At 63.7% G+C, this 12,300-nt stretch carries 12 protein-coding genes; 7 read left to right on the forward strand and 5 right to left on the reverse strand.

Annotated features, from left to right (window positions below; all coding sequences use genetic code 11):
* Window positions 1-48 precede the first annotated feature (48 nt).
* From BW989_RS05125 to BW989_RS05150, 6 genes are all read left to right on the forward strand, one after another.
* Window positions 49-642: a 4'-phosphopantetheinyl transferase family protein gene (locus tag BW989_RS05125; protein WP_083688248.1), complete on the forward strand. Its 594-nt coding sequence runs from the start codon at window positions 49-51 to the stop codon at window positions 640-642.
* Window positions 639-1,283: a 16S rRNA (guanine(527)-N(7))-methyltransferase RsmG gene (rsmG, locus tag BW989_RS05130; RefSeq protein ID WP_076586000.1), complete on the forward strand. Its 645-nt coding sequence runs from the start codon at window positions 639-641 to the stop codon at window positions 1,281-1,283. The genes BW989_RS05125 and rsmG overlap by 4 nt, the downstream gene beginning before the upstream one ends.
* 74 nt (window positions 1,284-1,357) lie before the next feature.
* Window positions 1,358-2,155, forward strand: coding sequence for a ParA family protein (locus BW989_RS05135; RefSeq protein WP_076586002.1), 798 nt, complete (start codon window positions 1,358-1,360; stop codon window positions 2,153-2,155).
* Window positions 2,152-3,081, forward strand: coding sequence for a ParB/RepB/Spo0J family partition protein (locus BW989_RS05140; RefSeq protein WP_076586004.1), 930 nt, complete (start codon window positions 2,152-2,154; stop codon window positions 3,079-3,081). Before BW989_RS05135 ends, BW989_RS05140 begins: the two co-directional genes overlap by 4 nt.
* A 33-nt stretch (window positions 3,082-3,114) precedes the next feature.
* Window positions 3,115-3,840: a glycosyltransferase family 2 protein gene (locus BW989_RS05145; RefSeq protein ID WP_076586006.1), complete on the forward strand. Its 726-nt coding sequence runs from the start codon at window positions 3,115-3,117 to the stop codon at window positions 3,838-3,840.
* 41 nt (window positions 3,841-3,881) lie between these two features.
* Window positions 3,882-4,205 carry a lipid-A-disaccharide synthase N-terminal domain-containing protein gene (locus tag BW989_RS05150; protein ID WP_129582850.1) on the forward strand — a complete coding sequence of 108 codons (324 nt, stop codon included), beginning with the start codon at window positions 3,882-3,884 and terminating at the stop codon, window positions 4,203-4,205.
* 37 nt (window positions 4,206-4,242) lie between these two features.
* On the opposite strand, the gene cysK is transcribed toward BW989_RS05150, so the two are convergent.
* Window positions 4,243-5,202, reverse strand: coding sequence for a cysteine synthase A (gene cysK, locus BW989_RS05155; protein ID WP_076586008.1), 960 nt, complete (start codon window positions 5,200-5,202; stop codon window positions 4,243-4,245).
* A 57-nt stretch (window positions 5,203-5,259) separates the two neighbouring features.
* Window positions 5,260-6,705 carry a siroheme synthase CysG gene (cysG, locus tag BW989_RS05160; protein WP_076586009.1) on the reverse strand — a complete coding sequence of 482 codons (1,446 nt, stop codon included), beginning with the start codon at window positions 6,703-6,705 and terminating at the stop codon, window positions 5,260-5,262.
* 175 nt (window positions 6,706-6,880) lie between these two features.
* Here cysG and BW989_RS05165 point away from each other — a divergent pair, with 175 nt between their 5' ends.
* Entirely contained in the window at window positions 6,881-7,864 is a 984-nt protein-coding gene (locus tag BW989_RS05165; RefSeq protein WP_076586011.1) for a LysR substrate-binding domain-containing protein, read from the forward strand.
* Window positions 7,865-7,901: 37 nt separating this feature from the next.
* Here the strand turns inward: BW989_RS05165 and BW989_RS05170 are convergent, their stop codons facing one another.
* From BW989_RS05170 to BW989_RS05180, 3 genes are read right to left on the reverse strand one after another with little or no spacing between them, the layout of a single operon-like run.
* On the reverse strand, window positions 7,902-8,642 hold the full coding sequence (locus tag BW989_RS05170; protein WP_076586013.1) for a phosphoadenylyl-sulfate reductase: 741 nt from the start codon (window positions 8,640-8,642) through the stop codon (window positions 7,902-7,904).
* Window positions 8,639-10,339, reverse strand: coding sequence for an assimilatory sulfite reductase (NADPH) hemoprotein subunit (cysI, locus tag BW989_RS05175; protein WP_076586015.1), 1,701 nt, complete (start codon window positions 10,337-10,339; stop codon window positions 8,639-8,641). The genes BW989_RS05170 and cysI overlap by 4 nt, the downstream gene beginning before the upstream one ends.
* The gene (locus BW989_RS05180) at window positions 10,339-12,177 is read right to left on the reverse strand and encodes an assimilatory sulfite reductase (NADPH) flavoprotein subunit (protein WP_076586017.1); all 1,839 of its coding nucleotides are present in this window, start codon (window positions 12,175-12,177) and stop codon (window positions 10,339-10,341) included. Before BW989_RS05180 ends, cysI begins: the two co-directional genes overlap by 1 nt.
* Between the last annotated feature and the right edge of the window lie 123 nt (window positions 12,178-12,300).

Raw genomic sequence — 12,300 nt, forward strand, 5'->3', positions numbered from 1 at the left:
GCATAAGCTTCGCGCATTTCCGCCGCCGCCGCACGTTAGGCTTGTGCGATGACGCCTCGCCATACCTTGCTGCACCTGCCGCCGCGTACGCCTGCCGAGCCCGCTGCCAGCGCCTGGCTGGCTGAACAATGGCAGGTGGATGTCGCTGCATTGCCATTAAGGCGGGATAGCCGATGTCGTCCTCGAATGATCGCGCCGATGCAGGATTTCGACGCCAGCTGGAGCCATAGCGGCGATCAGTTGCTGGTCACTTGCGGCGAAGGTCTGCGCCTGGGTTGCGATCTAGAGCGTCTGCGTCCGCGCCCGAGTGCGCGCGCGCTTGCACGGCGCTACTTCCACGCGGATGAACAGGTCTGGCTGGATGAGCTGGGGGATGACGCGGCCGAAAGCGCGTTCCTGCGCCTGTGGTGCGCAAAAGAGGCCGTGCTGAAGGCGCATGGGCATGGTCTGTCGTTCGGATTGGACCGACTGCGTTTTGTCGAAGGTGCGCACGGGCTGCGTTTGGCTGATTGCGATCCAGCATTGGGCCGGTCGGAGGATTGGCGGTTCATGGAGTTGGTGCCGGCATCGGGCTTCATTGCCGCCATCGCCTGGCATCCGCTGCCCGCACCTGAATCGGGCGCTGCGATAATGCCCGGATGACGGCATCGACCCTGCCCCCCGACATCGAACCGACCCTCCGCGATGGCCTGCGTGCGCTGTCGCTGGATGACGCTGCGCTCGCGCCGCCCCTGCTCGTCTATCTGGCCTTGCTCGTGCGCTGGAACGCCACCTACAACCTGACCGCGATCCGCGATCCACGCGAAATGGTGACCAGGCACCTGCTGGATTCGCTGGTGATGGCGCCCTATGTGCCGGATGCGCCGCTGGCCGATCTCGGTACCGGGCCAGGCCTGCCGGGCATTCCGCTCGCCATCGCGCGGCCCGGTTGCACGGTGACCCTGGTCGAATCCAACGGCAAGAAGGCGCGCTTCCTGCGTGAGGCGGTGCGCACGCTGAAGCTGTCCAATGCTCGGGTGGCCGAAAGCCGCGCCGAGGCCTTGGCCGAGCCCGGAGCCTACACCGTGATCACCGCGCGGGCGCTGGCAACGCTGGACCGCATCATCGAAGTGGGCGGGCATTTGCTTGCCCCGGGCGGGCAGTTACTCGCCATGAAGGCCGGTACCGTGGCCGAAGAAGCCGCGGCATTGCCCGCAGGCTGGCGCTTGGCGGCCGTGCACGAGCTGCACGTGCCGGGGCTGGATGCGACCCGCCAACTGGCCGTGGTCGAACGCGGCAGGTAAGCGCGGCCCGGCGAGGGCATAATGGAAAGTCCTGCGCCGGTTTCGGCTGGCGCTGCTTTCATCGGGACCCCCTCATGGCGCGAGTCATCGCGATTGCCAATCAGAAAGGCGGCGTCGGCAAGACGACCACGGCGGTCAACCTGGCCGCGGCCTTGGCGCGCACGCCCAAGCGTGTGCTGCTGATCGACCTGGATTCGCAGGGCAACGCGACCATGGGCAGCGGTGTGGACAAGCGCGAGGTCGCGCATTCCACCTGCGACGTGCTGCTGGAAGAGGTGGATGTGCGCGATGCCATCGTGCGGGGCGAGGAAGCCTTCGACCTTATTCCCGGCAATACCGATCTCACTGCCGCAGAAATCGCACTGATGGACGAAGCAGGCCGCGAACAGCGCCTGAAACGCGCCATCGACCAGGTGCGCCCCGATTACGATTTCATCATCATCGATTGCCCGCCGGCGTTGTCGTTGTTGACGCTGAACGCCCTGACCGCCGCCGATTCGGTGCTGGTGCCGATGCAGTGCGAGTACTACGCGCTGGAAGGCCTCACTGCGCTCTTGCAGACCATCGATGCGCTGAAACAAAAGCTCAACCCGGCGCTGGAGATCGAAGGCGTCTTGCGCACCATGTTTGATGTGCGCAACAACCTGGCCAATGCGGTGTCGGCTGAATTGGTGCAGCATTTCGGTGACCAGGTGTTCCGCACCATCATCCCGCGCAACGTGCGCGTGGCCGAGGCACCGAGCCATGGCCAGAGCATCATCGGTTACGACCAGGCCTCGCGCGGGGGCGTGGCCTATCTCGGTTTGGCGGGCGAAGTGCTCCGCCGCCAGCGTGAGCGCGATAGCGCGAGAAAGCAGGAGGACGCGGAATGACCGCAGCAAAGAAGACAGGGAAGCCGGCCGCAACGAAGAAGCGCGGTTTGGGGCGCGGGCTGGAAGCCCTGCTGGGGCCATCGGCCGCTGCCGCGACGCCGCCGCTGGAAGCGCAGCCCGGCGACACGCTCAAGCGCTTGCCGGTCAAGCAATTGCAGCCGGGCAAATACCAGCCACGCCGCACCATGGACGACGACAAGCTGAAGGAGCTTGCCGAATCCATCAAAGCGCAGGGCGTGGTGCAACCGGTCGTGGTGCGCGCGATCGGCAAGGATAAGTACGAAATCGTTGCGGGCGAGCGCCGTTGGCGCGCCACGCAGCTGGCTGGGTTGATCGAAATTCCGGCGGTGGTGCGTCAGCTGGACGATCGCACCGTGGTCGCGATGGCGCTGATCGAGAACATCCAGCGCGAAGACCTGAATCCGCTAGAAGAAGCGCAGGCCCTGCAGCGACTGATCGACGAATTCGATCTCACCCATGCGCAGGCGGCCGAAGCGGTGGGCCGTTCGCGCGCGGCCGTGTCCAACCTGCTGCGTTTGCTTGAGCTGCCCGACGAAATCCGCGTGTTGGTGCAGACCCGCGCGATCGAGATGGGGCACGCGCGTGCGTTGTTGTCGCTCGGTCCGCAAGCAGCTATCGCGCTGGCGCGCCAGGCCGCCGCCGAAGGCTGGAGCGTGCGTGAGGTGGAACATCGCGTGCAGCAGCTCGCTGCAGGCAAAGTCGCCGATATGCCCAAGAAGCGCGGTAACAGCAAGCCTGCGGCGGCATCGGCTGACATCGCCTCGCTTGAGAATGAGCTGTCGGAACTCCTGGCCAGCAAGGTGGCGGTGCAGCACGGACGCGGCGGGCGCGGCAAGCTGGTGATCCACTACGGCTCGCTGGAAGCGCTGGACGGCGTGATTGATCGCCTGCGCAAGCCGGCCTGAATCATCGCAACAAGACAATGAAGTGAGGGGTCGATGAGCGAAGCGCCGCAACTGTCGGTCGTCGTGCCGGTCTACAACGAGGAAGACAATGTCGCGCCGCTGGTAGGCGAAATTGTTACCGCGCTGCGCGGACGCTTGCCGTTCGAGATCATCTATGTCGACGACCTGTCGAAGGACGCGACACTCGCGCGGCTCAACGAACTAAAAACGACGACGCCGGAATTGCGCGTCATCCGTCATCTGTCCAACAGCGGGCAAAGCACCGCGATTCGCAATGGCATCAAGGCTGCACGCGCGCCGTGGATCGCCACGCTCGACGGCGATGGCCAGAACGACCCCGCGGACATCCCGAAGCTGCTGGAGCAGCGCGAAGCCGCCTCCCCCGACACCAAGCTCTTCGCCGGTTGGCGGGTGAACCGACAAGACTCAGGCAGCAAGCGCTGGGCGTCGAAATGGGCCAATGCGATTCGCTCGCGCATGCTGCGCGATGACACGCCGGACACCGGTTGCGGCATCAAGTTGATCGAACGCGAGGCTTTCCTCGACCTGCCGTACTTCGATCACATGCATCGTTATCTACCGGCGCTGATGCAGCGTGCGGGCTGGAAGACGCTGAGCGTGCCGGTGAACCATCGCCATCGTTCCAGCGGCGTGTCCAAATACAACAACCTCAACCGCGCACTGGTCGGTATTCGCGATTTGCGCGGCGTGGCGTGGCTCATCACCCGCAGTCGCCGTAGCGGTACCGAGGAAGTGTGATGTCGCTGCTCGCCGTCATCGCGCAAACCGCGCCCAGCGTGATGGACACGCCGATCTCGTGGCTGGAGTGGACGGGCGTCCACATGAGCCCGTGGAAGCTGATCGGCTGGGTGGGGGCGCTGATGTTCGGCAGCCGCTGGCTGGTGCAGTTCATCGCCAGCAAGCGCGCGAAGAAGCCGGTGATACCGCGCGTGTTCTGGTACATGAGCATCATCGGCAGCATCATGACGCTGAGCTATTTCGTGTGGGGCAAGAACGATTCGGTCGGCATTCTGCAAAACCTGTTCCCGATGTTCACTGCCAGCTACAGCCTGTGGCTCGATATCAAGCATCGCGGTTGGCATCGCGACAAGGCCTCGCACTGAGGCGAGGCCTTGGTCAGCAACATCGTGATCGGGGCGCTTAGCCGAGGCTGGCGAGCCACTCGTCATCCGACCCTTCGTTGACCCCTTCGAAGAGCACCGTCGAGAGATAACGCTCGCCGGTATCCGGCAGCATCGCCAAGAGCACGCTGCCTTCCGGCGCGGTCTTCGCCACTTCGAGCGCGGCGGCGACGGTCGCGCCCGCGGAAATGCCGACGAAGATGCCTTCCTCCGCCGCCAGCCGACGCGAAGTGGCGATGGCTGTCGCATCATCCACCGGCACGATGCGGTCGGCGATCTCACGATCAAGCACACCCGGCACGAAGTCCGGCGTCCAGCCCTGGATCTTGTGCGGCTGCCATTCGTTGCCTGACAAGAGCGCGGCGCCTGCGGGTTCGGAGGCGATGATCTGGATGTCGGGGCGGGCCAGTTTCAACACTTGGCCCGCCCCGGTCAGCGTGCCGCCCGTGCCCCAGCCGGTGACGAAGAAATCGAGGCGATCCCCGGCGAAGTCCTGCAGGATTTCCGGGCCGGTGGTCTGGCGGTGATAGGCCGGGTTGGCCGGATTATCGAATTGTTGGGCGAGGAACCAGCCGTGCTTGTCGGCCAACTCGCGCGCCTTGCGCACCATGCCGCTGCCGCGTTCGGCGGCGGGCGTTAGGATCACCTTTGCGCCGTACGCGCGCATCAACTTGCGGCGCTCGACCGAGAACGTCTCGGTCATCACCGCGACGAACGGATAACCGCGCGCGGCGGCCACCATCGCCAGCGCGACGCCGGTGTTGCCGGAGGTCGCTTCGACAATGGTCTGGCCGGGCTTGAGCGTGCCGCGGCGTTCCGCGTCCAGCACCAAGGCGAGGGCGAGACGGTCTTTCACCGAACCGCCAGGGTTGAAGGATTCGACCTTCGCATACAGGGTGACGTGGGCAGGCGCGATGCGCTGCAATTTCACGATGGGCGTGCGGCCGATGGTATCGAGGATGCTGTTGTAGCGGGTCATGTCGGTGTCTCGTGGAGAGAGGAAGAAAAAATTACGCCCCCGCGCGTGTGGATGTCGTTATGCGGCGCGGGCGGGCCATGGTTTCTTTTCATCCGCAGGGTCGGGGCGCAACGGCGCTGCGCCAAACCAGTGCAGCGTGTCGGCATGCGCGGCGACATCGCCCACCACCAGCAGGGCGGGACTGGCGACGGCGTGTTGTCGGGCAAGCGCAGGGAGCGTGTCCAGTGTCGCGGAGATCACGCGCTGTTCGGGGCGACTGCCGTTTTCGATCAGCGCGGCGGGCGTGGCAGCTGCGCGGCCATGCGTGATGAGTTGTTGGGCGAAGTTGGCCAATCCAGCCACGCCCATGTACACCGCCAAGGTCTGGCCAGGCCGCGCCAAGTCTGCCCATTCGTGTTCGCTGGGCCCATTGGCGCCGTGTGCGGTCAAGAGGCGCAAGCTGTTGGCATGATCGCGATGGGTGAGCGGAATGCCGGCATACGCGCCGCAGGCCAAGGCCGCGGTAATCCCCGGGACCACTTCATAATCGATGTCGTGCGCACGCAAGGCTTGCAGCTCTTCGCCACCACGACCAAACACGAAGGCGTCGCCGCCCTTCAATCGCACGACGGTCTTGCCGGCGAGGGCATGCTCCAGCATCAGGGCGTTAATTGTTGATTGGCGCATCGACGGCCCATCCGCCTGTTTGCCTACCTCGATGCATTCGGCGTCACGGCGAGCGAGCGCGAGCACTTCAGGGCTGACCAGACGGTCATGCAGGATCACGTCGGCCTGGTTCAGCAGTCGAAGGCCACGCAAGGTTAGCAACCCGGCATCACCAGGGCCCGCGCCCACCAGCGCGACACGGCCGCGCTTGGGGCGTTGGCGTGGTGCGCCGAGCAAGCACAGCAGTTGACGAGTAGCGCCGTAAAGCCGGCCAGCGCGAATCAGTCCGGGCACGTTGCCTTGCAGCAGCGTGTCGAAGAAACGGCGGCGGGTGGCGATGTCGGGCAGTTGCGCTGTGATGCGGGGACGCAAGCGCTGCAGCAAAAGGGCGAGTGGCCCCAGTGACTCATCCAGTTCGGATTCCAGCCGCTCGCGCAGGTGGCGCGCCAACATCGGCGCGGCACCGCTGCTGGAGATCGCGACCTGCAGCGGACCGCGCTGCACGCGTGCAGGAATTTGCACGCTGGACAGGGCTGCATCGTCCACCACATTGGCAAAGATGCGGCGACGATTCGCTGCATCGGCCACCGCGGCGTTGACGTCTGCATGATCGGTCGCCGCAGTGACCAGCCATACATCGTCTAGCCATGCGGGCTGGAACTCGCCCTCGAGATGGGTGATGAGGCCAAGTTCGGCCCATTCGGCGAGCGTTGGCGTGAGTGCCGGCGCGCCAATGCGGATCTCTGCACCGGCCTCGCGAAGCGCCCTTGTCTTGCGTTCGGCCACTGCGCCGCCGCCGACCACCAGAACCGGACGGCCATGTAGATCGGCAAACAAGGGGAAGAGTGGCGCGGGCATGACGGCAACATCAGGACGGGTGGCCGACGCTACGGGTCGGCTTGGCTATCCGGAAGTAATCAGCAGACCTTTTGCTATAACCAAAGCGCATAAGCCAGGCGGCGCAATGGCTTCTGTCTTAATATATCCTATCGCTATATTCGAATGAAACGATATATATCGTTCTGGCCCTCCCATGACCCTGACCCAGCTGCGCGACTTCGTCGCCATCGTCGATGCCGGACTCAACATCACGCTGGCCGCCGAGCGCGTGCATGCCACCCAGCCCGGCCTGTCCAAGCAGCTCAAGCAACTGGAGCAGCGCTTGGGCTTCCAGCTCTTCATCCGCAAGGGCCGCAGCCTGGAGTCGCTGACCGAGGAAGGCGAGCAGATCCTGGTGCATGCTCGCCGTGCACTGGCTGAAGTCGCCAACATCCGCACCCACGCCGCCAATCAGCGTGCAGACAGCACCGGCCGATTGGTGATCGCCACCACGCATACGCAGGCACGCTACGTCTTGCCTGCTGCAGTGAAGGTGATCAAGCGACGCTACCCGAATGTCAGCGTGCATCTGGAGCCGACCGCGGATGAGCAACTGATCGGCCAGTTGCGCGAAGGCAAGGCGGATCTGGCCATCATCAGCACCAGTGGTGCGGAGCCCGGTGACGGCATTGCTATCCCCTTGTTTCGCTGGCGACGTCAGGTGTTGGTGCCGATGTCGCATCCGGCGGCCGAGTCCGGTGTGCCCAATTTGAAGTCGCTCTCCGAGTGGCCGCTATTGACGTATGAGTCCGCCAACTTTCCCGAATCATCATTGCGACGCACCTTCGAAGCCGCAGGTCTTGCGCCGCAGTTGGCGATGACCGCGCGCGATGCGGATCTGATCAAGACGTATGTACGCGCGGGCCTCGGCATGGGCGTGGTGGCGGAAATGGCGGTGAGTCCGGTCGATGACGCGGACTTGCGCGTGTGGCCGGCGCCTGCCGAATTGCCCGAATGCGTGACTTGGGCGGTGGTGCCGCGCGGCGGCGTGTTGCGTGATTACACGCGATCGCTCTTGCTTGAACTTGCGCCGCAGCTTGATCGGCATGACCTGCGCCGGGTGATCGATGGCGTGCAGACGCCTGCGTGGCCGAACACGCCTTCGTGGGCAGAACTCAGTCAGACCATTTCGGTTTGAGGGCTTGAGGAACAGCGCAACTCTGCGGCGCCATCCTTCAAATACTCCACCCCTCGTGCAGGCCGCATTCGCGTTTGAGGCCGAAAAAGCGAGTGTCTTCTTCACTCATGCCATCGGCGAGTGCACGGGTGCTATGGGTGTCGCCAATCGAGACATAACCGCGCTCCCAAAGCGGGTGATAGGGCAGGTCGTGCTGCTGTAGATAGCGGCCGATGTCGCGATCGGTCCAGTCGGCGATTGGATGCAGCTTGTAGCGGCCATTCTTGTGTTGCAGGAAAGGCAGCGTATGCCGGGAATGGGATTGGCTGCGACGCGGCCCTGCGATCCAGGTGCCTGCACGCAGTTGATCGAGAGCTGCCTCCATCGGTTCGACTTTGCGCAACTGGTTGTAGCGCGTTAGTCCCTCCACGCCTTCTTCCCACAATTTCCCATGGCGTGCTTCCATCCATGCCGGGCTGTGTATGGCATGCGCGACGGTCAGGTTGAGGCGCAAGCGATCACGCAGTTGGTCGATGAATGAGTATGTTTCGGCAAACAGGTAACCCGTATCCACCACCACCACTGGCAAATCTGGCCATAGGCGTGTGGCCATATGCAATAGCACGGCCGATTGTGCGCCGAAGCTTGAAGACATGACATGCGCGCCTGGCAAGGCGTAAAACGCCCACTCCAACCGTGCTTCTGCATCGAGACGGGACAACAAGTGATTGTGTTTGCTTAGCGTGTCGCCGATAGCGTCAGGGTCGGGCAGGCCATGCAAAGGCGCGACGGCATTCATGCGACCAGCTCTACCGCGAATGCGCCGGGGCCGACGATCCGGCCACGATGCAAAAAATCACCGAAACGCTCGCCTTCGATGCGCTCACGTGCAAACCGGGCAAACAGCACGTCCAGTTCCTTCAGGATGCGATCTTCGTTGATGTTCTCCCGATACAGAAGGTTGATTCGTTCACCGCGATGATCACCGCCGAGCATCAGGTTGTAGCGACCGGGCGCGCGTCCCACCAAGGCGATTTCCGCCAGATTCGGGCGTGCGCAACCATTTGGGCAGCCGCTGATGCGCAGGTTGATGGGCACATCGGATAGGCCGTGCTGCGACAGTAGCGCCTCGACTCGAGTCAGGAAGTCGGGCAAATACCGCTCGGCCTCCGCCATCGCCAAGCCGCAAGTGGGAAGCGCGACGCAGGCAATCGCATTGCGACGGAGTGGCGATGCGGCTTCGTACAGATCCAGCGCATGCGATTTCACCAAGGCATCCACATCGGCGCGCAAGGCATTCGGCACATCGGCGATCACAAGGTTCTGGTTGGCGGTCAATCGGAAATGCGCGTTTCCAGCATCTCTTTGCTGCAAGCGCTCGGCGATCGCGTTCAGGCCCGTCTGGTGCGGCTGGCCATCGCGGTCGATGATGCGTCCCGATAGCAGACGCAAGGTGAGGTGCGAACGGCCGTCACCGCCTTCGGTCCAACCGAAGCGGTCGCCATTGTGTTCGAACGCGAAGGTGCGAGCCGGTGCGAAGTGCAGGCCGCTGCGCTGCTCGACTTCGGCCTTGAAGGCCTCGACGCCGCGATCCTCCAGCGTGTACTTCAGGCGCGCGCGCTTGCGTTGTGCGCGGTTGCCCCAGTCGCGTTGGGTCGTGACCACGGCCTCGGCCACGGCGGTGACCTGGTCCGGGGTGATGAAGCCCAGCACGCTGCCGATGCGCGGATAGGTTTCCGGATCGCCATGGGTCGCGCCCATGCCGCCACCGACACTGACGTTGTACCCCTCAAGCACGCCGTCGGCGACGATAGCGATGAAGCCGAGGTCCTGCGCGAACACATCGACATCGTTGTAAGGCGGGATGGCAAAACCGATCTTGAACTTGCGTGGCAGGTAGGCCTCGCCGTAGATCGGGTCTTCTTCAGTACCACTGTCTTCCAGTGGTTTTTCATCGAGCCAGATCTCGTAATAGGCGCGTGTGCGCGGCAGCAGGCGTTGCGACAGCGCGGCCGCATCGGCCTGCACGCGCGCATGTAGTTCAGCATCCAGCGGATTGGCGCTGACCGCCACGTTGCGATTGACGTCGCCGCACGCGGCCAACGTGTCCATCAGCGAGGCATTGATCGCTTGCATGGTGGATTTCAGCTCGCGCTTGATGATGCCGTGGAATTGAAAAGCCTGGCGCGTGGTGATGCGCAAACCCGAGCTCGCGTACGTGCGTGAGATGTGGTCCAGCTGCAACCATTGAGTCGGCGTGGTCACGCCGCCTGGCGTGCGCGTGCGGATCATGAAACTGTGCGCAGGCTCCAGCTTCTGGCGACGCCGCTCATCGCGCACGTCACGGTCATCCTGCTGGTAGCTGCCGTGATACTTGATCAGGGTCTGGTCGTCTTCAGCCAGCGCGCCAGTGGTGGCGTCCACCAGCGAGGCAAGCAAGGTGCCCCGCAAGCCAGCACTGTCGCGCTTGATGTTTTCAACGGAATGGGTGCTCATTAGTAAACGTCCCGGGCATAGCGACCCTGCGTTTGCAGGGCATCGAGTTGGGCCTGCGCGGCCTCGGCGTCCAGGCCGCCATGGCGCTGCATGATGAGGGTGAGCGCGGCATGTACGTCGCGCGCCATGTGCGTGGCATCGCCGCACACATAAAGATGTGCACCACCTTCAAGCCAGGCATGGACCTCTTCGCCGCGGGCAAGCAAGCAGTCCTGCACATACTTCGGCCCTGCTGGCTGGTGCTGGCCGTCGATGCCGCGAATCATGTCGCGGGAGAAAGCGAGGTCCAGCTTTAGTTGTCCGGCCTTGATCAGTGGTTGCCACTCGCTTTGGTAAAGGAACTCGCTGTGCGCATGACGGTTGCCGAAGAACAGCCAGTTACGGCCCACGCCGCCGCCAGCGATGCGCGATTGCAGGAAACCGCGGAACGGGGCGACGCCGACGCCCGGGCCAATCATGAGGATGTCGCGGCTTGTATCGGCAGGCAGGGAGAAGCGCGGGTTGTGCTCGATAAAGACACGCGCGCGCTCGCCCACCGCCAGTCCGGCCAGGTCATGCGATGCGGCGCCCCAGCGATCCTCGCCCTGGTGTTGATAAGCGAGATGACTGACGGTGATGTGCGCCTCGTCGCCCACCGCATCTTGACTGGAAGCGATGGAGTAAATGCGCGGCGTCAGCACACGCAACACGGCGATGAAATCGTTGGCCGTCCATGTCGCTGGCCAGCGTTGCAGCACATCGATCACTTGATGCGTAGCAAACAGGTCGGAGAGTTGTGCGGGTGCCGCGGCGAGCAGCGCATCAAGTTCTTCGCTGCTGGCACGCTCGGCGTGCGCGACCAGGAACGGTCGCGTCAAGCGTGTCAGTTCGCGGTGATCACGCAACCATACGCCGAGTGGATGACGCTTGCCGCTGTGTTCTATCTCGTCACTTGCCTCGACACCGAGCATGTCGATGATCGCCTCAACCAAAGACCACGGGTTGCGTGGCCACACCCCCAAGGCATCGCCCGCAGTGTAATGAAGGCCGGAACCTTCCAGTGACAGTTCGATGTGGCGAATGTCGCGTTCGCTGTCACGACCACTGATGCGCTGGTTTTGCAGAATTTCGGCGACGAACGGATTCTGCTTGTCGTGTGCGGCAACCGTGGTGCGTGGATGCAGCGGCGTGACGGTCGCGGTGCGTGTCGGGGATTCGGCCAGCAATTCGCGTGCGCGGGCGGTGACCTCCTGCAACCACGGCGTCGCGATGCTGTCGATGTCCACGTCGGCATCGGCGCGCGGTAGCCAGCGTTGTCCGCCCAACTCGCCCAGGCGTGCATCGACCTGCTTACCCACTTCGCAATACAACGGATAGCTGGAATCGCCCAGGCCCAGTATGGCGTAGCGCAGATTGGGCAGCTTGGGCGCACGCGGCCCCTGCAGATATTCAACGAAGCCGCGGGCATCGTCAGGCGGATCGCCTTCGCCTTGCGTGCTGATGACGATGATCAGATAGCTCTCATCCTTGAGTTCACGCTGCGGATACGCATCCGCACGCAACAAGCGCGTGCTCAGGCCGACCTCGCGCAGACGTTGGTCCATGTTTTCTGCCACACGCTGGGCATTGCCCGTCTGGCTGCCAAATACGATGCTGATGCGTGGGTTTTGCGCCGTATTGGCCAATGCCGGTGCAGGGAGCGAAGCCACATCACCCGCGCCTCCGCGATGGGCAAGGCCCGCGGTGTAGCCGGACAGCCACCACAGGGCGTGTCCATCTAGTCCTTGCAGTTGTTGCAACAAGGCATCGGGAAGCGTGGAGGGCCCGGCGGTGGTGGATAAGGGAAATGCGGCGGACATGAGCAGGCGCGTGCATCGAATGGCAGGCACTGCAGGCTAGGCGCGGCGCCAGATAACCGGAAAGGCATGTCGGTTATGCAGACATGCTCTGCGCGCATTTCACAGCAAGCCGGGGCGACACCT

This window comes from Solilutibacter tolerans (assembly GCF_900155935.1).
GTDB classification, from domain to species: Bacteria; Pseudomonadota; Gammaproteobacteria; order Xanthomonadales; family Xanthomonadaceae; genus Solilutibacter; species Solilutibacter tolerans.

Bases quoted from the DNA above. Each gene is read 5' to 3' on its own strand.
- BW989_RS05125 (WP_083688248.1), top strand. From the start codon at position 49: ATGACGCCTCGCCATACCTTGCTGCACCTGCCGCCGCGTACGCCTGCC.
- rsmG (WP_076586000.1), top strand. From the start codon at position 639: ATGACGGCATCGACCCTGCCCCCCGACATCGAACCGACCCTCCGCGAT.
- BW989_RS05135 (WP_076586002.1), top strand. From the start codon at position 1,358: ATGGCGCGAGTCATCGCGATTGCCAATCAGAAAGGCGGCGTCGGCAAG.
- BW989_RS05140 (WP_076586004.1), top strand. From the start codon at position 2,152: ATGACCGCAGCAAAGAAGACAGGGAAGCCGGCCGCAACGAAGAAGCGC.
- BW989_RS05145 (WP_076586006.1), top strand. From the start codon at position 3,115: ATGAGCGAAGCGCCGCAACTGTCGGTCGTCGTGCCGGTCTACAACGAG.
- BW989_RS05150 (WP_129582850.1), top strand. From the start codon at position 3,882: ATGGACACGCCGATCTCGTGGCTGGAGTGGACGGGCGTCCACATGAGC.
- cysK (WP_076586008.1), bottom strand. From the start codon at position 5,202: ATGACCCGCTACAACAGCATCCTCGATACCATCGGCCGCACGCCCATC.
- cysG (WP_076586009.1), bottom strand. From the start codon at position 6,705: ATGCCCGCGCCACTCTTCCCCTTGTTTGCCGATCTACATGGCCGTCCG.
- BW989_RS05165 (WP_076586011.1), top strand. From the start codon at position 6,881: ATGACCCTGACCCAGCTGCGCGACTTCGTCGCCATCGTCGATGCCGGA.
- BW989_RS05170 (WP_076586013.1), bottom strand. From the start codon at position 8,642: ATGAATGCCGTCGCGCCTTTGCATGGCCTGCCCGACCCTGACGCTATC.
- cysI (WP_076586015.1), bottom strand. From the start codon at position 10,339: ATGAGCACCCATTCCGTTGAAAACATCAAGCGCGACAGTGCTGGCTTG.
- BW989_RS05180 (WP_076586017.1), bottom strand. From the start codon at position 12,177: ATGTCCGCCGCATTTCCCTTATCCACCACCGCCGGGCCCTCCACGCTT.